The sequence below is a fragment of the Luedemannella helvata genome, assembly GCF_039528415.1.
In the GTDB taxonomy this organism is placed as follows: domain Bacteria; phylum Actinomycetota; class Actinomycetes; order Mycobacteriales; family Micromonosporaceae; genus Luedemannella; species Luedemannella helvata.
Genome location: NZ_BAAALS010000003.1, coordinates 187,539 through 207,045, shown reverse-complemented (window position 1 = coordinate 207,045; position 19,507 = coordinate 187,539). Strand labels below are relative to the sequence as shown.

Here is a 19,507-nt window from a genome sequence, read left to right as displayed (position 1 = left end):
ACGCGAAGGGATCAGGCGCGCCGATCGTGCACGGCACTCCTCAGCCCCCGTGCTCGTGCGGTGCGCCGACCGTGTAGAGCAGGGTGGCGAGCGAGACCAGCGCCACCAGGATGCGGACTCTCATGATGGCTCCTAGCTTCCTTCCGTCATGGGGGCGCCGATGGTGTAGAGCAGCAGGGCCAGCGACGCCAACACGAGCATCGCGTGGACGGCCCGCCGCGAGATGACGGCCAGGGTCATGTTTCCTTTGATGGGCTGGGGTTGTGGATCGGGCTGGTCCGACGGCTTCGGCCGCGGTCATCCGGACAGTCACCGGGTCCGCACCGAGCTGCTCGGCCTCAGTGCGTGAGCGACACCGGGACCGCCCGGGCGATCATGGCTGCGGTAGCTCAAGTCCGGTGGCCCACCAATCACTCGTGGGCATGGTGGTGACACCACGCAGGTCGCGCCACGCCTCGTGAATCGGGGGCAGCTCGTACGCGGTGACGTCCAGGTCGTCGGTGGTCACGATGAGCTTGAGCCAGGTGCGCCCGCCCCGTGGTTCGACCGGCGCACCCTCGGCGGCCGCGGCGACGCTGTAGGGGGCGATGGTGGCCCCGGGGAACAGCGCGGCGCTGATGGCGAAATCGTCCGTGAGCGCGAGTAACACGCAGTGCAGCCCTCTCGCGCTGTGGTTACGCAGCCGGATCCGCGTGCCCACCAGCTCGATGTGGACCTGGTCGCGCAACGTGGAGGCAAAGTTCTCCAGCTGCCATACCTGTCGCCAGCGGGCGATGTGCGCGACATCGCGAGCGATCCGGGTGGCACGGGTGCCGGGTGGCCAGCGATGGAGGGCTGTGCCGTCGCCGTCGACGAGTCGCGGTCCGGGGATGATGGTCAGCTCAGCGTCGTCGGCCACCGTCACGGCCGGGCTTTCCGGCAGTGGCATACCGGCGACGGTCACCGGGGCCAGCGGTGCGGCGGTGACCCAGACCGGGTAGACGCGGTGACGGTCGGGCCGCCAACCGATCGGCTCGACCAGGCTGTGTCCGGTGGCCGCTCCGGTCAGCCGGACCTCGCGGCCCATTCCCCGGTCCGCGACGGTCATCCTCGTGCCGGCTGCGGCGCCGTGGGCGGCACCGCACTCGACCTGCCAGCCGTCGCGGCCCCATCGCATCATCAGCCGGTCCGGGCCGGCCGGGCCACCGAGGATCGGCTGGCCGCCCGAGGTGGCCGGTTCCAGTTGCGGCCGTTGGGAAGCCTCCACACCTTCCATTTCGGTGCGGGTCAGCGCCAGGAGTTCGCGATAGGTCGCCCCGGCGGGACTCCGGCGCAGTGCCCGCGCGAGCGCCCAGCTGAAAACGCCGCGTGGTGTGCCGTCGAGTGGCTGCTCCATGGCGGTTTCAAAGGACCGGCAGGCCGACAGCGTGACGTGACGGTGCGGCGGCGCGCCGGCGGGAAGGCGCGCGTAGTGGGCGACGAGGTTCGCCAGCACTCGGCCGGTGGTGTCGAGTGTGGACGGTGTCGCGGCTCTTACGCGGCTGTCGCTGCCGCGTGTCGCACCCTGCGAGTGACAGCTGTCGAGCACGACGAGGACGTGGCAGCCGCTATCGGCGACCTCGTCAAGCAGGAGCCCGAGCTCCTTGTCGAGCAGGTCGGGCCGACCGTCGACGCGGCTGTCGGCGCAGACCAGGGTCTGCATCGTGCGACCGTCGGGCTCCAGGTGCCACAGTTCGCGCGGCACCCTGGTGAAGGAGCCATGACCGCTGAACCAGAACACCGCCGTGTCGCGGCTCGTGGCCTGGGCGAGGTGGGTGCGGAACCCGTTGACGATGGCTACGCGGGTCGCCTCGTCGTCGTACAGCTCCATGATGTTCAAGCGACGTGTACGGGCGGCCAGCGCACCCTTCGCGTCGGCGATGTCGGCGCGGCAGCCGTACAGTCGCGGCAGGCCGGCATCGTGGTAGCGCTCGATGCCGACCAGCAACGCATAGACCTCTCCCACGTCGTTGTCTGACGGACGGGCGGTCCGTCAGACAACGACGTGTCGACATTCCACACGAACATCGAACGCGCGGACAACGTGCAGGTCGGGGATCACAACTCCCAGTTCAACTACTCCGGTGCCGAGCCGGCGCACCCCCGCGGTGTGATCCTCGCGGTGTTCGCGAACCCGTTCGGCACGGACGGGTTGCGCCTGGACGAGGAGTCCCGCGCCATCCTCCGGGCCGTCCGGGCGGGCGACTATCGCGACCATCTCGACGTTGTCCAGGTCCCGGCTGCCCGCTACGACGAGGTGGGCCCGAACCTGCAGCGCCACCGCCCGGTCGTCGTGCACGTCGGCACGCACGGCACCGAGACCGGTTCGCTGGTCTTCGCCGACGGGAACGGCCGTCCGCTCGATGTTCCCGCGCGGGCACTGGCCGACCTGTTCGCCAGCCATAGCGCCACGATCCGATGCGTTGTGCTCAACGGTTGCTTCACGCGACCCCTCGCCGAGGCGATCGCCGCCAACGGTCCGTGCGTCGTGGGGACGTCCCGCGCCATCGCCGACGCATTGGCTATCGAGTTCGCCGGCGCCTTCCACACCGCCGTCGCCAACGGCCGCAGCTTCGACGAGGCGTTCACCGATGCCCGCATCCAGCTGGATCTCGGCGACCGGGCCGGCGCCGACGCGCTGGTGCTGGTCGGGAGTCCGGCGAGCCGGTGCCGGACGGCCGTCACGTAGCCGGACCTCAACGTCGCGCCGGCGCACCCTGTGCCGTGCCGACGCGCGTTCCGGGGATCGAGGCCGGTGGCACGAACGTCCGCGCTCCGCCAACGCCGAGCGCGTGGGCGTCGCGCAGGGCGGTGCGGATGGCGTCCGCGACGCCCTTGAGCGTCTGCCGGGTGGCGGCCTCAGGTTCGGCGAGGAACCAGCGGCCCCGCTTCTCGGCCTCACCGAAGTCGGGGTAGGCGAGCCTGGCGAGGGTGCTCTCGGCGACGCGCCGCAGACCGATCGGGATGATCAGCGGGTAGGCCCGGTTGCCCTGCCTGGTGGCCGGGTCGTAGCCCAGCGTGGAGCGCATCGCGGTGGCGAAGTCCGCGTCGTCGGGTTCGCCGTGGGTCAGGAAGAACACACAGGGCCGGAAGATCTTCGCGCCGGCCGCGACGAGCTCGGCCCGGTCGCGGGCGAACGTCCGCTCGAACTCGCGCAGGGCGGCCCCGTACGAGCGGCCGTCGCCGCCGGGCGCCAGTGTGGGCGTGGTGGCCATGGACGGTGAAGCCAGCGGCATCACCGTGCGGGCGCGGCCGGCAAAGGTGATCACGCCGATCTTCACCGCCGTATCAGCTTTCGCCAGGTCGCGCTGGATGTGCCGGAGCACCGCGCTGATGTCGGCGAGGTCGCCGGCGGCGGCCGCGGACACGTCGCAGATGAAGTAGACCGGGATGACCTGCGCCGTACGGTCGTCGCCGGACGTGCCGGCACCCTCGGTGGAGAGCGTGACAACGTAGGGGACACGATCGGCCTGGACGTCGACACCTTCCACCTCCGCGACCCACGTGCCCGCTGTGCGGGCCGTCACGCTCAGACGCACCGGGCTGCGCGGCGACGACTGGCGGGCGGCCAGGGCGCCGTCGGGCCCGCGTACGCCGAGCCCCAGCGTGGCCTTGCCGTCCCATTGCAGGATGCACGTGACCTCGGCCGGACCGTCGACCGTGAACCTGTAGCCCTTGGGCGGCTCGCCCTTGGTGAACGTCTCGATGCGTTCACGGCCGGGCGTCAGCAACTGGTAGCTGACTCCGCGACTGCCCCGGGCCAGCCAGAACGCGATGTTGGACAGGTAGCGGCCGAGCCCGGCGCTCTTCTCGAACAGGCCCCGGTACAACTTGGTGAACCCGGCGTCGAGCACGACGCGGTGGCCTTCCCGCTCGTAACAGCCGAGGCAGGATTGGCCGTCGTGGCTCAGCCCCAGCAGGGTCACCCCGGTCGCGGGTGCGATGGTGCAGATGGTGTTGCCCTCGTAGAGGTTGTTGACGCCCTGCGTCAGCTGGTGTTCGACGAACCGGCCCAGGGTGCCGACGGGGCCGGGCACCATCACCCGGTCCCCCGGCTCGTTGCCGGAGAACCGGGTGCCGATCAGCGCTCCGGCAAGCAGGTTGGCGTCGGCGTAGAACGGCTCGTTGTCTGCCCAGATCGCCAGACCGTTGCCGGCGCGCACGTACTTGACGATCATCTGCACCTGCTGGGCGCTCAGCGTCTCCTCGTCGCCGGACACGTACCACAGCTGGGAGTACCTGCTGAGCATGTCCCCGGTCAGCGTGCACCCTCCCGAGTAGGGGCCATGCACCACATCGAACCCGAGTCCCCGCTCGGCCATCAGGGTGCGCATCTCCGCTTCGGCGAACGTGTCGTAGGGGTACAGGCTGCTGTAGAAGAGGATGTTCTCGCCCCGCACCCGGCCCTCATCACCGCCACCCAGGTCGAAGGCGCGTCCCCGCGGGTTGCCGAACTCGTCGAATCCCTCGCGTGACACTCGACCACCTCCCTTCGCGTCGCTTCTGACGGACCGCTCGACGGGCTGTCCGTCAGATCCGGGCGTGACGAAACGCGTATCTCAGGGGAACCGCGGCGACAGTGTCGCCGTGGACCGGTACCTGTGCTCGTCCGCGCATCTCTCGCCCAGCTTCGCCGGGTACGTGCTCGCCGAGCTGATCGAGCCGTCGGTGCGAGCCGCGTCCCCGGCATGCGGCGTCGACCTGGTCGCGCTGGGGCGGCACGCCCGTTCCGCCCGGGCCCGTGTCACTCAACTGCGGCGGTCGATGGCCGCCGCACTGGGCAGCGCCCTGATGATGCTGCTCGTGGCGGTCTCGGTGCGGTCGGCCACTCTGTTGCTCCTCGCACTGATCATCGCCGTGGCCGGCGTCCACCTGGCGGTGTTCTTCGACCGGCTGTCCCTCTACCGCACGCTCGGCGCGATGGTCTCGCCGGTGGCGCAGCTCCGCGATCTGGCGCCGCCACTGCCGGCGCGCGACGAGGACCGCCTGGACGCGCTGAACGCCAGTAATGTCGTCATCTTCGAGGGCGGCAACACGTTCGTGGCGTTGGGCCGACGGCTTCGGGACGGCTGGCAGATGAGCCTCGACGCGACCAAGCCCGCCACCGACTCAAACGGCAACAAGCGCACCGTGCTGCCATTCACGCCGGCCGACCTGCACAAGGCGGTCACCTTGGCGGTCCGCACGGCGGGGGTGCCCGGCGTTGAGGCGCACAACCGGCTCTTCGTGGCGAGTCACTCCGCCGACGCGGTGCCCGGCCTGCTGCCGAACCAGTTCGGCCGCCCCGCCGCCACGGTGCCCTCAAACGCGGTACGGCTCGGCATCGAGAAGCCCCGGCCCGACATCCGCACGTACCTGTGTGTGGAGAAGACGTCGTGGGGCGGCGAACTGGTCGTCAATCTCTACCTACGCGCCGCGATGGTCAGCGGCGACCTGTTCATCGAGTGCCATGCCTTCGTTCTGCTACCGCTACGCGCCGAACTGACCACCATCGACCACATGCCCACCGGCGCCGCAGAGATGATCTTCCGGTCGGCACGTGACGCGCTCGGCGCGACCAGCGCGCCGCGAAGGATGTGGCACGAGGTGAAGTGGGAACGGCGGGCCGCCCGCCGGCGCCGAAAGGACCTCGCCGAGGCACACCGCGCGATCCGCAAGCACCGGCCGGTCAGCCGGGGCGCGGGGCTGAGCATCCGCGCCGCGGCGGCCAACGACGAACGGGTGTTCCTGTTCGCCTACACCGATGAATCCATGCACCTTAACGCCCTACAACGGCGGGTTCTCAACGCCATCGAGGACTTCCTCGATCAGCACGGTGTCGACACGGCCGATTTCCATCAGAAACAGACGAACATCGTCAACAACCACACCTACGAGATCGGTGCGGTCAACGCGCAACACGCGCAGGTCGGCTCGGGCAACGTCCAGAACAACACTCCGCCGCAGAACGATCCGGCCCCTTGGGCCTTGAACTAGGAATCCTGGGAGTCATGCCATGAGTGAGTACCGCATCGGCTCGGTCAACGCGACCAACATTCAGATGGGCGACCACAACACCCAGACCAACACGACGGTGAGCACGGACGACGAACTGACCAAGCTGGCCGCCACCATCGACCAGCACGCCGCGTTGCTGCCCGACCCCGCTGCCGCCCACCGCGCTCTGGAAGCGCTGCGTGTCGCGTGCACAGCCCGTCCGCATGACCAGAACCGCCTCACGCGCGCCGCCGTCGCCCTGTGCGCGACGACAGCTGCCGCTCCCCCGCTCAGGGACGAGGTCACGCGGCTGGTCAATCGGATCACGCAATGACGCCGATCCTGTCCGAGGACAGCCTCAAGCGCGTCGCCGAGGCGGACGACCTGCTCGCCGGCGCCCTCGCCCGAATTTCCCATGCCGAGCGGATGAGTCACGCGCCCACCGTCGGGGTGGTGAAGGTGCTCTTCAGCAGGGTACGCAAGATGCAGGCGACCGCACCGAACGACGCGGACGACGGCTGGGCGGCGCTGCTGGACAAACTCGAGCCGCAACTCGACCTCTGCACAGCCGCGGCCACGGTCAAGGACCTGACCTACCGATTCACTGTTCTCGACGAACGGATAGGCCGCCTTCTCGATGACATTGCCGCACTGGCGGTGGTGATCGAACCGCACTGCGCAGAGCAGGAACGTCTGATCCGCCTCACCCTGTTGGCCCAGCAGGAGATCCTGACGCTGGCCGGGGCACAGTTCGACCGCAAGTTGAAGCGCGTTGACGACGCCCTGGCTCGGCATCGAAACACCGACGAGATCCGCACCGCCGAGTTTCGCCGATCACTACGCGAACTCCAGACCGACCTCGAGAAATTGACGACACAGCAGATCGACGCGCACGACGCCCGGGTGAAGCGCTGGGATGACGAGTTCGCCGCGTTGGCCAGCCGATTGAAGGACGCCACCGAGGTCGCGCAGGTTGAGCGGATCACCAGCTTCTACGAGCCCGCGGAACGTCAGGAACGCATCCGCGTCAACATGTACGCGACGTTGTGTATCGCGTTCATCGTCGTGGCAATCGGGGCTGCCGCCTTCGGCTTCTTCGGTCATCTGACCACCCGGAGCATCACCGGCATCGCCGGCTCCGCCACACTTTTCGCTCTGCTGTCGAGCGCCGCGGCCGTCATGCGGCGGGAGCTTCGCGTGCACCGCGCGCGGCTCTGGGAGGTTGAGAACGACCACCGCCGCTTGGTGGCATCCGTCTTGTTCTATCCCGAGATGACGGACGAACAGCGCGAGCGAATCATCGAGGAACTGGTCAACGGCCGCTCCCGTCCGGGAACGCCGTCAACGCACGTCCCGAAGCCGCAGCAAGAACCCGTTCCCGAAACAAGTAAAGGAGAACTGACATGACCGAGAACGGCGTCCTGCTCCCGTTCTATCTGGTGATAGACGTCAGTTATTCGATGGCCGGCGCCAAGCTCGACATGGCCAACAACATCCTGCCGGAGGTCGCTGACGCACTGGCGAAGAACCCGATCCTGAACGACAAGGTGCGCTTCGGGATGATCGATTTCTCGGACGACGCCCGCGTGGTGCTGCCGCTGTGTGACGTGTCGACGGCCACGCAGTTGCCGGGCCTGTCGGTGCGGGGTGGCACGTCGTACGGTGCGGCGTTCAAGCTGCTGCGCAAGCAGTTGGAGAGCGACGTCGCGCAACTGAAAGCCGACGGCTACAAGGTGCACCGACCGGCAGTGTTCTTCCTCAGCGACGGCGAGCCTGGTGACGACTGGAAGAGTGACTTCGAGGCGTTGACGGAGTGGGACTCGTCCACCGGCAAGGGGTTCCGGTACCACCCGGTCGTCGTGCCGTGCGGTGTCGAGACGGCCGACCGCGACGTCATGCGGGAACTGGTCCATCCATTGACCAAGTCGAAGCTGTACATGATGAAGGCCGGCGGTGACGCGGCAGCCGCGATCAAGGCGATGGCCGAGGTACTGATCTCCTCGGTTCTCGCGTCAGGGCAGAGCGCGATCCAGGGCAACTCCGGCTTCATCCTGCCCAGCGCCGATCAGGTGTCCTCGGACCTCGACGTCGAAGACGACTGGCTCAACTGATGTCTCAACAGCACTCCATCCCGGATGGGCAGCAGGATGCGGTCGCCGTCGCCGAGGCGTTCGGCTCGACGGACAACCCTTGGCACGATCCTCCCCTCGCCAGGACCACGGCCTCGCCACGACCGGCGCCCGGCCCCGGTCATGGTCGGGCGGCGGCCGCGCCGCAGGGGGCCGCGGCATCGGCGGCGGACGACCTGGGCCAGGACGGCCGCTGGTCCATCGGCAATGCGGGGCGGGCGTTCACCGAGGTCGAGCCGGTCCTTGGCCAGGCTGCCGAAGGTCCCGACACGATGGCCGACGGCGGTACGGTCGGCGCGGTGCACCTGCTCGCGGCGAGCGTTCGCGGTTTGTCACATCGGCAGAATGGCGGGCCGCGACAGGACTCCTACGGCTTCGCGGTGACCCAGAACGGGCGGTGGCTCATCGCGGTGGTCGCCGACGGCGTATCGGCCGGCCGGCTGTCGCATCGGGCGGCGCAACTGGTGGCCCGCCATGCTCCGGCCCGGGTACTCGAGGAACTCGAAGAGGTCGACCACGGTGTACGCGTCGACTGGTACCGGGTCTTCACATGGCTGGCGACACGGATCGTCACCGTCGGGCAGAAGATGCTCGCCGACGAGGGCACCGTCAATCCGACGCCGAAAGATGTCTGTGACGCCATGGCGACGACGGCGACGATCGCCGTCGTGGAGATCTCGCCGGCGCCGGACCAGGACCGGTATATGACGTACGCCTGGATGGGTGATTCGCCGATATGGCGTATCGACCCCGCGAACAACTGGCATTGCATGACCGAGGTCAAGAACGCCGGCCAGGAGGTCGCCAAGTCGTCGGTGCACGCGCTGCCACGGCTGCCGGACGACCCGGCCAAGCTGCCGCAGGGCTGTGGGTCCATTCCCGGGGATGCCAGGTTGCTGTTGATGAGTGACGGGGTCGGCGACCCGCTCGGCCCGGCCGACGGGGAGGTCGCCGAGGCGCTGGCACAGGCGTGGCGAACGCCGCCGAGCGTGTTCCGCTTCGCCGAGCAGGTGGCCTTCGGCCGCAAGAGTTACGACGACGACCGGACGGTGGTCGCGATCTGGCCGCGGACGTAGTCGTGACCGGCGGCGACTACGACCAGGTGACTGTCGACGAGGGCCGGCTGGGCCGTCGTGACCGACTCAACAGCGGCGCCAACGGGGCGATCTGGCGACTGACCGGTTTCCAGCTCGCCAGCGCCCCGGGCCCGCTGGTCTACAAGCAGTACCAGGGTCAGGCCGCGGTGGGTGTGTCGCTGGCCGGCCTCGCCTCCATCGTGCAGGCCCGGCTGCGGCTGACGCCGCGGCAGCTGACCGTTTTCGACGAACTGACGGTATGGCCGCTGCGGGTCGTGGTCGACAGGTCGGGTACGCCGCTCGGCGTGCTCATGCGGCTGATCGACAGTGACTTCATGGAGAACATGCGGCTGCCGTCGGGCCGGCGGGCGATGGTTCCCAGGGAGGTCCAGCACCTCATCTTCGACCCGGCTGTGGCCCGGCGAAACAGTGTCGACGTGCCGGCTGACCGTGACCTCGCCGCGCGGTTCACCGTGTGCGAGCGCATGGCGCTGGCCATGTCACTCATGCACGGAGCCAACCTGGTCTACGGCGACCTGTCGTCCCGCAATGTGCTCTACCGGTTGCGTCCGAAGCCGTCGGTGCTGCTGGTGGACTGCGACGCGGCGCGGGTCAAGGGCAGCGCGGCGGTGAACAAGCAACAGAACAGTCCCGACTGGGACGCCCCGGAAGGCGGTCAACAGACGCAGGCGAGTGACCGGTACAAGCTGGCGCTTTTCGTGCTTCGCTGCCTGCTGCCCGGCCGCAACGCCTCGCTGAACCGTGACCCGGCGAGCGCGGCCGCCGTCCTGAAGCCGGAGGGCCGGCGGCTGATGCGAATGGCGTTGACCGGTCCGCCGAGCGACCGGCCGTTGGCCCGGGAGTGGCTGTCGTACCTGCGGCAGGAGATCGGCCTGCAGCCGCTGCCGTCCCGCCAAAGTACGGGCGTCGTCAAGCCGAAAGATGGCGGGCAGCGCATCCCGGTCCAGAACACCCCCGGTTGGCTGAAGGGTGACGACGGTGTCTGGGTCCGCACCTGAACAGGTCTGCACGTTCTGCGGTGACAACGTCGGCCGCCAGTGGCTGATCAACGCTCTTGGCGAGGTCTTCTGCGTCAGCCACGAGTCGGCGCCGAGGTGCCGTACCTGCGGCTCCCCGGCCGCAGCGTCAGGGTCGGAGCGCTACTGCCCCGGCTGCGCCGCGACCAGGGTCCTCGACCAGGGCCGGGTGCGCGAGGTGCTGCCGGCTATCCGCGATGGCCTGCACGGCCTCGGCATCCGACTGTCCACCCCTGTCCAGGTCGAGCTGGTATCCCGGGATGTCATGCGGGACCTCGCCGGCCCCTGGGACACGTCCGGACTCACGATCAGCTCAGGCGATCGGGTCCTGCGCCTCACCGTCGTCGCCGGCCTGCCGCTGATGTGGTTCGGCGCCGCGGTCTGCCACGAGGCGATGCACGCCTGGCTGGCCCAGCATCGCTTTCCCGACAACCTGGCCTCGCCACTCTGCGAAGGACTGTGCCAGTTGACCGCGTTCTCCTGGCTGCGCCGGCAGGACGACCCACGGGCGGCACTGGTCCGTCAGTCCATGGAGACCGACCCTGACCCGGATTACGGCGCTGGGTTTCGCACCGTGCGCGACGCGGTCGCCCGCCACGGCCTCACGACGGTGCTGAGCACCATGCGCCACCACGGCCGGCTGCCATGACCGCAGCAACCGCAGGCACCACGGCCCGACCGCCGTCATCGCTCCGCATCACACTTATCGCGCCACCGATCCCGTCAGGGTGGTCGTGAGGCCGAACCATGGTGCCGCGTCCCTGCCCCGGCCCGCGTCCCTCGTGTCCGTCAGAGGACAGGTGAAGCAGGAGGGATGCGATGCGCATGTGGTTGACCCGGGCGTCCGACGCAGACCCCGCGCTCCAGGGCGTTTGCCCCGACCAACACACCCGATACGACGTGATGATCGCCGCGGTCATCACCTCGGCGTCGACTGCCGCGCCGGTCCGCGTGGAGGTGCCATGAGCGAGGAATCCGCCGCCGCGGACGTTCAGAGTGACCAGCAGCTCTCTGACGCGCTCGCGCGCGGTCTGCAGGCAGACGTGGGAGACGATACCGCCGAGTCGTACGGCGAGCCGGGCGTGATGACCGCCAGCAACCGGATCGGCGAAATCAAAGCCGACCGGGATGCCATCATCGGCGACAAGATCAACAATCACCATACGTACTACCTCAGCGGCGGGTCGCGTGAGCGGGAGCCGGCACCCCTGACGGTCAGGCGGCCGACGCTGGAGGAGGTGCGGCACGCGTTCGTGCCGCCGGGCGGCTTCGAACAGGTGTCGATGAAGCAGCGCCTGCTGATCCTGCGGGTGGCCGGCAGCCGGGGCGGCGGCACCGCGGCGATCCGTCTGCTGCTCGACAACCAGATCACCGTTGTCAAGGAGCTGGCGCCCGACGCGGCGCTGCGGCGGATCTCGGGCGACAAGTTAGAGACCGGCGCCGGTTACCTCCTGCGCAACGCGACCCGCGCGACCGTCGAGGAGCTGACGGAGTTCGAGGTCACCCGGCTGTGTGAGGAACTCGCGAACCGCGGGAGCCGGATGGTCCTCACGGTCGATCCGGCGCTACGCATCCCGGCCGGGCTGCTGGAACAGGAATACACCGCCGTACTGGCCGATCCGCCCACGGCGGTGGCCGTACTCACCGCTCACCTGCGTCACCGGCTGCGTCTCCATCAGTCCGGCGCGCAACGCACCGAGGAGATCGTCGGGCACGAGGCGGTCGTCCGAATGGTCGCGGAGTGGGCCGACCGGGATGATCGTGCCGCCCGCGCGGCCGCGTTCGCCCGGGTGCTCGCCGACGCCGAGCAGGCGGGCGACTTCGACCTTGACCGCATCCGCGACCGGCTCAAGCGCGTCGCCGATGCCAGCTTCGAGGCCTGGTTCGACGACCTGGACTACGGCGACCGGTGCTTCGCGATCTCGCTGGCGACGCTGCCCGGTTTCTCGTACGAGATCGTCTCCGACGCGGCGGTCGACCTGGAACGGACCTTGACGCCGCCGGTACCGGAGGCGCAGCGCGAGGCATCGCCCGATCCGTTCCACACCCGGCGCTCCAAGCGCCTGGACGCCGTGCTCGCACGGGTGAGCAACCGTCCCGTGTCGACCCGGTACGGCGTCACTCCGATGGAGGTCGTGACCTTCATCGACCAGAGCTTGTCGGACAGCATCCTGAAGCGGGTCTGGACCGAGTATCCGCAGACGCGAGAGGCCCTGCTGCAGTGGCTGCGCATGCTCGCCCGACATCCGGTGGCCCCGGCCCGGCGGGGTGCCGCGCGGGCGGTCGGCGTCTTCGCGGTGCAGGCGTTCGACTACGTGCGCCGGTACGTCATCCTGCCCTGGGCGTTGAGCACGAACGTCCTGGACCGGCAGGCCGCGGCACTCGCGTTGATGGCACCGGCCTGCGACCCCGCCGTCAGCAACGCGACACGGCTGATGGTCTATGAATGGCATCTTGATGTGTCCGAGGCGCCGCTGCGCAACACGGCCGCGCGCGCGTACGGCTCGTTCGGCCTCGCCGTCCTCGACGAGGCACTCGACGCGTTCGCGCACCTGGTCGCCGGGAACGCCGATCACGCGCAGGTGGTGGCGAGTAGCATCGCCTCGCTGATCGTTCAGGCTGACGAAGTATCGGCCGTGACGATTCTGCGTCAGCTGCGGTACTGGATGACGAATCCGGCGCTCGATCCGCCGGATGGATCGTCGCGTGCGCGTCGCGACAGCACACCGCAGGAACGCGCCAACGACCAGCGCTTCCGCCTGTTCGCCGCATACTTCGCGTTCCTCAGCGTCGCCATTGACGTCAGGCTGGTGAACCCGGTCGACGATCGGCCCGACGCGACGGCGTGGCCGGGCCTGCTGTGGCTGGCCGAACAGCACGCCGAGATCGCCGACGTGGTCGGAGGGCTCTGGAAGACGGCGCTCGTGCACCCGATCTCGCACACCAACGCGATAAACGTCCTCGAGGCCTGGGCTGAGGCCGTCGACCCGGACAGTCGCGGGCGGCAGGCGTTGGCCTGCCTGCTCGCATCGGCAACGCGGGACGACACCCGGGCCCGCACCGTGGTGCACCAGCAGGCCCGCGGGTGGCGCGCCGGCCACGATGCCATCGCTCCCAGGACGGGCGAGGCAGTGCTCGCGGCGCTGTCCGACAAGCCCCAACGCGACGAAAGGTAGCCCTGTGGGACTCATTCTCTCCAAGACGCCGTTGCAGCGCTTCACGTTCGGCAGCCGGATCCCCACCCACGCCGGGGTGCAGGTGGTTGTCGAGACCTCCGGCGGACGGTTCGAGGCGATCACCGGGCAGCGCACCGTGGGCGAGCGCATGTTCGCCCCGCACACGACTCAGTACGAGATCGACATGACGACGAAGATCACGCCCGTCGACATGCCCGTCAAGACGCACGACGAGAAGTACAGTTTCCAGCTTCACCTGGAGATCCGGTGGCAGGTGCGCAACGCCGCGGAGGTCGCGCGGCTGGGCCTTGACGACGGGGCGGGCCTCATCGTCGCGGTCGTGCGCGACCGCATCAAGGAACTCGGCCGCCAGTTCCGCATCGACCAGACCCTCGACTTCGAGCAGTGCATCCGGCAGGTATTGACCCGCCAGGACGCCCGCGACGTCCGGAACTGCCTGTGGATCGAGTCAGTCTCTCCCGAGGTGAGCCTCGACGGCGCCGGACGCGCCCAACTGGAGAAGATCCGCGATGTCGAGGGCCGCACGGAAGTGCTGAACGCACAGCACCGCCACGACACCACACAGCAGCGCTACGACGACGAACTCGCTCAGATGAAGGCCGCGCAGGAGCTCGAGCGCACCAGGCTGAAGAACCAGTTCGAACGAGAAGCCAAGCGTCTGGAGGAAGAGTTCGAGCGGCGCCAGCAGATCGAGCGCGAGGAGCGCGAGGAACGCCGGCGCCGTGAGGAGCAGAGCTGGCAGGCGCGATTCGATCAGCAGCAGGCCGAGTGGAAGGCCGAGTTCGAGTGGCGGGAGCGGGAAAGGCAGCTCGCCATGGAGCGCGAGCAGGCCCAGCTCGAGGATGCGCGGGAACGTGAGCGCACGACGCTGTTCATGGACGCCATCCAGCGCGGCGACGCGGCCGTGCTCGCCCTGCACCTCGGCCGGCATCCGGACGACACCAAGGAGATCGTCCAGATGATCATCAACAACAAGGCCCTCGCCGAGGAACGTCAGGCGAAGATCCTCGCCGACATGATCGAGAAGAATCTCATCATCGGCGCAGACCTGGAGGGCGTGAGCCAGGACCTGATCCGGGTGGTGGCCGGCATGATGTCCCGTCCCAACACCGGCGTCTTCTCCCTCAACACCACCGTCGAGGTCGGCATGGACGCGATCAGCGCCAAGCAGAACGCCGAAGTGACCGACGCGACCGACGCGGCAGAGCCCGACGATGTTTGAGCACGGGCTCGACGCCGCCCACTGGCTGGTGTCCTGGATTCCGTCCGCACGCTGGCGGGACGTCATCGCCCTCCCGCTGCTCATCGCGTTGCTGCTGATCGCCTTCGGCGTGCTGATACGGCTTCTCCCCGTCGTCGACCGCATCCTGCGACTGCTCGGCGGCGGCCTCGCGACCGTGGCCGGGCTGCTGCTCCTGCTGCCGGAGTACCTGACGACAATGCTCCTGCGGCGGGCCGGCCGCAGCCCGTGGGGACTTGCCTTCGCGTACGGCGACGCGGTGGAACACACTGTGCTCGCAGGCCGCCGGCTCAGCGCTGCCGGGCTCGCCGGCTTCTTCGAGGACAGAAGCACCCGCAGATGGCTGATGCTGGCCGCGCTGCTCGTCACCGTCCTATGGGGCAACTTCACCAGTTGCCCGGCCACGACCGACACCTGCACCCGTCCGATCACCGTCTGGTGGCAGCAGACGTCCACGGTGTTCAGCGACCGCACGCCAGATGAAGCACCACCCCGCAAGCCAGCCAAGCCCACCCCCACGAAAAAGCCGGCGAAGAAGGACAGCTGAACCGAGCACGGCCGACGATCGACGCCGGCCCGGTCAGGACGGGACCCAGAGGCCGTTGGGGTGCTTGGTCCAGCCGGTCGGGCGCCGCCCCTGCCGGCCGGATGGGCGGAGGACGGGCGATCGTTCGAACAACGGCGGCTGGCCGGTGCGGTCGCGGAGGTACGAGGACCACTCGCGGGCTGTGGGGCGGTCCGGTGGCGGCGCGGTGAGAGCGGTCTGCATGAGATAACGGCCGCGTGCGTCGAGAACGGACGCGGCGGCGGCCGGGTCGCGGTTGGTGGAGGAACCGCGGCCTGGCGTCAGGCAGCGCAGAATGAAGAGCGCGACTTTGTACCGGTCACTGTATTGGCTTTGCGGGCCGGGCTCCGGCGCGTCCCAGTCCGGGCTGTTCTGCTGGGTGACGACGGCGCCACTGCCCCGCACCCGGATCGCGTCGCAGTCCACGAGCATGATCGCCGGCATGGGATGCAGGCGGTAGAGGATGTTGCGAAGGGAGACGTCGCCGTAGACGAGGCCGGCATCGTGAATGATCATCATGGCGTAGGCCAGGTGCGCGCAGATGAGCAGGCGAGAATGCAGGTCCCGGTCGGCGGGGACGTCGACGCCGGTACGGCGGGCGGCCTCCGCGGCGAAGATCAGGTGCTGGGCCTCGCGGGGCCCGCGTCCGGCGCTGCCCGATGGCAGCACGAAGTCCGTGAAGAAACTGTCGTCGATGAGGTGCATGAGCACGCCGACAGGGGCGTTCCCGGAACCGACGACCGCGCACAGCGGCCACGCGGCGAGCTGGTCGAGCACCTCGCGGCGGTCTGGCGGAAGCTGGAGCCGCTTGTTGACGACGGTCTGCAGGCCGGGCAGGGTGGTGGCGAGCGCGGCACCCTGAAACTGTTTGAAGACGAGTGGGCGGGGGTCGCCGGGCAGCCGGTACTGATCGAGTTTCCACACAATGCCGTTGGCGCCGGCGGCGAGTCGGGTCCGAGTCCCGAGCTGGCCTTCCGCCACGATCAGTTGAGGTCCCTCGGACGCCGGGGCGGCCGCCATCATGGCCGCAATCGCAGCTTCGAACGTTCCCCCGGGCCGGCGACGTAGCGGGCGGCGCACTCCCGGACCGGTGGCACGTTGACGTCGCACCATGCGTTGGCGCCGTCGGCGTCGGCGAACCGCTGCGGCACGATACTCATCCAGGTCGTTTCTCCGGCGCACGGTCCCGAAGTGGCCTGGTTTCTCGGTATGCCGGCCTGGGTGGGCAGCAGCGTCACCGCGCCGAACCGGTTGTGCAGGCTGATGTGGAACGCCACGATCTGTTGCAGCGTGACGTGTACGGTCTCGTCGACACCGTCGGCGACCCAGTCCGGGCCGATGTCGACACTGATGCCGACGCACTTGCTCGACACCTGCGGCACCCACGTGCCGACCAGGCCGGCGACCTGGGATGCGGACTCGTTCATCTCCAGGTGCAGCTCGTCCATGGCCTGCTGGTCGGTCAAGGTGAGAGCCTGCTCCGGGGTGACCGGCCGGTCGGAGGCCGCCGCCGTCGGTGCTGGTGGTGGTGGAGCCGGCACGGTCGTCGCGATCGCGACCGACGGGATCGGCGACCGGCTCGCCAGCGTCGCTGTCTCGGCCGGTGGCCCCGCAACGGTCGCCGCCTCAGGCCGATCGTCGGACGCCCGCCGGAGGCCGATCCCGATGCCAAGGCCGATGAGCAGCACCAGCACGACGGCGCCGATCGTGGCGAGCCGCCGGGCTCCCTTCCTGGACGCGGCGCCCGCCGGAACAAGGACAGTCGACGCAGCCCCCGTGACCGGGGGCGCCGGTTGCGCCGACGCCGGCCGCACCAACTCCAGTACCGGCAGCTCCGGCGTTGGGTGCTCCGGCGGTGGGTGCTCCGCAACCGCCGCCGGCATCGGCAACGTCGCGGGCGGCGGAACATACGCCGCCCGCTCGATCGGCTGGTCCACCCGCGCCGGCACCGGCTCGCTCACCTCCCCACCCCCTTTCACAGGAGGTATGCGTGATGCCGCAGTTCTCGCTCGAGGGCTGCGGCTGCGGCCTCCTCACCCTCTGGCTCGCAGTTCTCCAAGGCGTTCACGAGCAGCTCGAGACGTTGCCGGTCGGCGTCAGCGACGAACGGCATCACCTTGTCCCGGGCGTTCTTCAGCGCGGCACGCGAGGTGGACGACAGGGTTGACGGCGACTCTTCCAGCGTGGTGCCGCCTCCCCCACCGGGGCGGTCCATGAGGCCGTCGACCCGGCGGCGCATGCCGGGCAGCTGGGAGCGGTCCTGCCCCGCGCCGAACGCCAGCTCCTCGTCCATGATGACGGCGCTGGTCCGCTGGTCCTTGACCAGCACATGCAGGATGCCGTCGACGTCGTACTCGTAGGTGATGTCGAAGGCTGCGTCGGCTTTGAGGCGCTTGTCAGGCAGCTTGATCGACCACTGCTTCAGCACGACATTGTCCTCGTGCGTGATCGGCTTGGCCGGATCGCCCTCGATCACCTCAATGTTGACCTCCTCCTGGAAGTCGACCGCAGGCGTGTACGAGTCGGTCGCGCTGGCCGGGTACTTGGTGTTACGGCGGATGAGGACCGAGAACTCGCCGTCCTTCGGGGAGGTGTCGTTGTGGACGATGGTGCCGAGCGCGTGCTCGGTGCCGACGTGGAAGTCGAGGTCGGTGATGGTGCCACGGAGAATGCCGGCGGCGATCGCGGCGCCTTCGCCGATGGCGGTCATGGGGTCGACGCCGTCGCTGATGCCCGTACCGACGATCTCGGCGACGAACTTCTGGATGACCGGCATCTTCGAGCTGCCGCCGACCATGACGAGGTGGTCGATGCGTCCCGGGCTTTCCCGCAGGCAGATGTCCACGGGCTCTCTGGTGCGCTGGATCAGCGGCCGGACCGCCTCCTCGAACTGCGCCCGGGTCACCTCGAACATGCCCCGTCCGTCGGGCAGCGGCACCTGCGTGACCGTGGCCGACGACAGATTGATCTTGGCTAGCTCGAGGTTGAGCCGGAAGCGGTTGCGGTCTTCTTCCGTCCAGCTGTCGTGGCCGGGGATGCGCGGCAGGACGGAGGCGAGAAACGCGGTGTCGATGTCCAGGCCGCCGAGGCGCTGGATGCCCTTCGAGGACTGCTCGATGAAGGTACCCTCGAAGGACTGCAGGACGGTGACATCCAGCGTGCCGCCGCCCCAGTCGAAGACGAGGATGCGCTGGTTCTGACGGATGGCGCGGGCATGCGCCATCGCCGCCGCTGTCGGCTCGTTGATCAGAGCCATGACCTCGATACCGGCCAGTCCCGCGGAGAGCTTCGTGCGGTACCGGGCGAGGCCCCGGCTGTTGGCCGGGATGGTCACCACGGCCTGGTCCAGCCGGCTGGTGAAGCCCGCCCCTGCGGCCTTCGCCTGAATGTGGCGGAAGAAGATGGCCGCGGCCTCCTCGACCTTGAGCTGTTCGTTGCCGATCGTCACCGTGTCGTCTGTGGCGAAGAGACGTTTGACCGCCTCAAGGCGGCCACTGCCGAGCCGCTTCGCCTCCCAGCCGAAGACCGGCGGACGGCCGTCGACAATGCCGATGACCGACGGCAGCACGCGATCGAAGCCGGCTTGGTGCCAGTCGGCCGGCGGCGTGTCCAACTGCACCGCCTCAACGGTCTTCGCGGTCGCACGGGCCAGCACGCTGTTCGTCGTGCCGAAGTCGATGCCGTACGCGTCGTTCGAGCTGGTCATGCCACACCACCTTGCGGCGCGCCCTCAGTCACGGCCGGTGTGGTGTCACGGTGCCGGGCACGGTCGTCAGCGGGTTCGGGCTGAACGTCAGGTGTGGGTGACACGTCGGCGACCGGCGATCGGCGCGCCCGGCCGAGCCGGATCACCCGGCCGGTCATGATGTCCACGTAGGCGGGTTCCAGGACCTCGTACGCGCCGCCATGATCGGCGACGAGCTCGAACAACGTGTCGCGTCGCGGGTGCCGCGGGTCGTCGACCCGCAGCAGTGCCGCCTGCTCGAACCATGCGTCGACGAGCTTTGCCAGCTGGTCGGCTCCGGCGCCGGCGTTGAGCGCCACGTCGAGCTGCACGAGCTGCGACAGGTGGTTGAGACGGTCGGAGACCGCGTTCACCACCTGCTTACGCAGTCCGTCGTAGGCTTCGGCGGCGGCCGCTGACGACGGCTCCCGCACAATGATCACCGTCTCCATCTTCTCGACGCGGCGGTCCAGCAGGTCGAGCGCCTTACTGATCGCGGCGAGCTGTTCGATGATCTCTTTCCTGCGGCTGAACAAGACAGTCCT

17 protein-coding genes are annotated in these 19,507 nt (G+C 68.9%); 11 read left to right on the top strand and 6 right to left on the bottom strand.

Annotated features, from left to right (window positions below; translation table 11 throughout):
• Positions 1–373: 373 nt before the first annotated feature.
• Positions 374–1,984, bottom strand: a complete 1,611-nt coding sequence (locus ABD191_RS04585; RefSeq protein ID WP_344077143.1) for a caspase family protein — start codon at positions 1,982–1,984, stop codon at positions 374–376.
• Between the two features lie 39 nt (positions 1,985–2,023).
• On the opposite strand from ABD191_RS04585, the gene ABD191_RS04580 reads away from it, so the two are divergent.
• Positions 2,024–2,707, top strand: coding sequence for a CHAT domain-containing protein (locus ABD191_RS04580; protein ID WP_344077141.1), 684 nt, complete (start codon positions 2,024–2,026; stop codon positions 2,705–2,707).
• Between the two features lie 7 nt (positions 2,708–2,714).
• Here ABD191_RS04580 and ABD191_RS04575 read toward each other — a convergent pair whose 3' ends face one another.
• Entirely contained in the window at positions 2,715–4,496 is a 1,782-nt protein-coding gene (locus tag ABD191_RS04575) for a hypothetical protein (RefSeq protein WP_344077139.1), read from the bottom strand.
• Between the two features lie 109 nt (positions 4,497–4,605).
• On the opposite strand from ABD191_RS04575, the gene ABD191_RS04570 reads away from it, so the two are divergent.
• The 10 genes from ABD191_RS04570 (at position 4,606) to ABD191_RS04525 (ending at position 15,220) form a co-directional block, all read left to right on the top strand.
• Positions 4,606–5,994 carry a hypothetical protein gene (locus ABD191_RS04570; RefSeq protein WP_344077137.1) on the top strand — a complete coding sequence of 463 codons (1,389 nt, stop codon included), beginning with the start codon at positions 4,606–4,608 and terminating at the stop codon, positions 5,992–5,994.
• Between the two features lie 19 nt (positions 5,995–6,013).
• Positions 6,014–6,328 (top strand): hypothetical protein, encoded by a 315-nt coding sequence (locus ABD191_RS04565; RefSeq protein WP_344077135.1) that lies wholly within the window; start codon positions 6,014–6,016, stop codon positions 6,326–6,328.
• Positions 6,325–7,401 carry an AAA family ATPase gene (locus ABD191_RS04560; RefSeq protein ID WP_344077133.1) on the top strand — a complete coding sequence of 359 codons (1,077 nt, stop codon included), beginning with the start codon at positions 6,325–6,327 and terminating at the stop codon, positions 7,399–7,401. The genes ABD191_RS04565 and ABD191_RS04560 overlap by 4 nt, the downstream gene beginning before the upstream one ends.
• On the top strand, positions 7,398–8,105 hold the full coding sequence (locus tag ABD191_RS04555; protein WP_344077131.1) for a vWA domain-containing protein: 708 nt from the start codon (positions 7,398–7,400) through the stop codon (positions 8,103–8,105). Before ABD191_RS04560 ends, ABD191_RS04555 begins: the two co-directional genes overlap by 4 nt.
• Positions 8,105–9,199 carry a protein phosphatase 2C domain-containing protein gene (locus ABD191_RS04550; RefSeq protein ID WP_344077129.1) on the top strand — a complete coding sequence of 365 codons (1,095 nt, stop codon included), beginning with the start codon at positions 8,105–8,107 and terminating at the stop codon, positions 9,197–9,199. Before ABD191_RS04555 ends, ABD191_RS04550 begins: the two co-directional genes overlap by 1 nt.
• A gap of 2 nt (positions 9,200–9,201) precedes the next feature.
• Entirely contained in the window at positions 9,202–10,218 is a 1,017-nt protein-coding gene (locus ABD191_RS04545) for a hypothetical protein (RefSeq protein WP_344077127.1), read from the top strand.
• A complete protein-coding gene (locus ABD191_RS04540) occupies positions 10,199–10,885 on the top strand; it encodes a protein DA1 (RefSeq protein ID WP_344077126.1) in 687 nt (228 codons plus the stop codon). The genes ABD191_RS04545 and ABD191_RS04540 overlap by 20 nt, the downstream gene beginning before the upstream one ends.
• A 151-nt stretch (positions 10,886–11,036) precedes the next feature.
• Positions 11,037–13,412, top strand: a complete 2,376-nt coding sequence (locus ABD191_RS04535) for a hypothetical protein (RefSeq protein ID WP_344077125.1) — start codon at positions 11,037–11,039, stop codon at positions 13,410–13,412.
• A 4-nt stretch (positions 13,413–13,416) separates the two neighbouring features.
• Positions 13,417–14,655 carry a hypothetical protein gene (locus ABD191_RS04530; protein ID WP_344077123.1) on the top strand — a complete coding sequence of 413 codons (1,239 nt, stop codon included), beginning with the start codon at positions 13,417–13,419 and terminating at the stop codon, positions 14,653–14,655.
• On the top strand, positions 14,648–15,220 hold the full coding sequence (locus ABD191_RS04525) for a hypothetical protein (protein ID WP_344077121.1): 573 nt from the start codon (positions 14,648–14,650) through the stop codon (positions 15,218–15,220). Before ABD191_RS04530 ends, ABD191_RS04525 begins: the two co-directional genes overlap by 8 nt.
• Before the next feature lie 33 nt (positions 15,221–15,253).
• Here the strand turns inward: ABD191_RS04525 and ABD191_RS04520 are convergent, their stop codons facing one another.
• From ABD191_RS04520 to ABD191_RS04505, 4 genes are read right to left on the bottom strand one after another with little or no spacing between them, the layout of a single operon-like run.
• Positions 15,254–16,261 (bottom strand): hypothetical protein, encoded by a 1,008-nt coding sequence (locus ABD191_RS04520; RefSeq protein ID WP_344077119.1) that lies wholly within the window; start codon positions 16,259–16,261, stop codon positions 15,254–15,256.
• On the bottom strand, positions 16,258–17,199 hold the full coding sequence (locus ABD191_RS04515; RefSeq protein ID WP_344077117.1) for a hypothetical protein: 942 nt from the start codon (positions 17,197–17,199) through the stop codon (positions 16,258–16,260). Before ABD191_RS04515 ends, ABD191_RS04520 begins: the two co-directional genes overlap by 4 nt.
• 14 nt (positions 17,200–17,213) lie before the next feature.
• Complete coding sequence (locus ABD191_RS04510; protein WP_344077115.1) at positions 17,214–18,944, bottom strand: Hsp70 family protein; 1,731 nt, start codon at positions 18,942–18,944, stop codon at positions 17,214–17,216.
• Positions 18,941–19,498, bottom strand: a complete 558-nt coding sequence (locus ABD191_RS04505) for a hypothetical protein (protein WP_344077113.1) — start codon at positions 19,496–19,498, stop codon at positions 18,941–18,943. The genes ABD191_RS04510 and ABD191_RS04505 overlap by 4 nt, the downstream gene beginning before the upstream one ends.
• Positions 19,499–19,507: the final 9 nt, after the last annotated feature.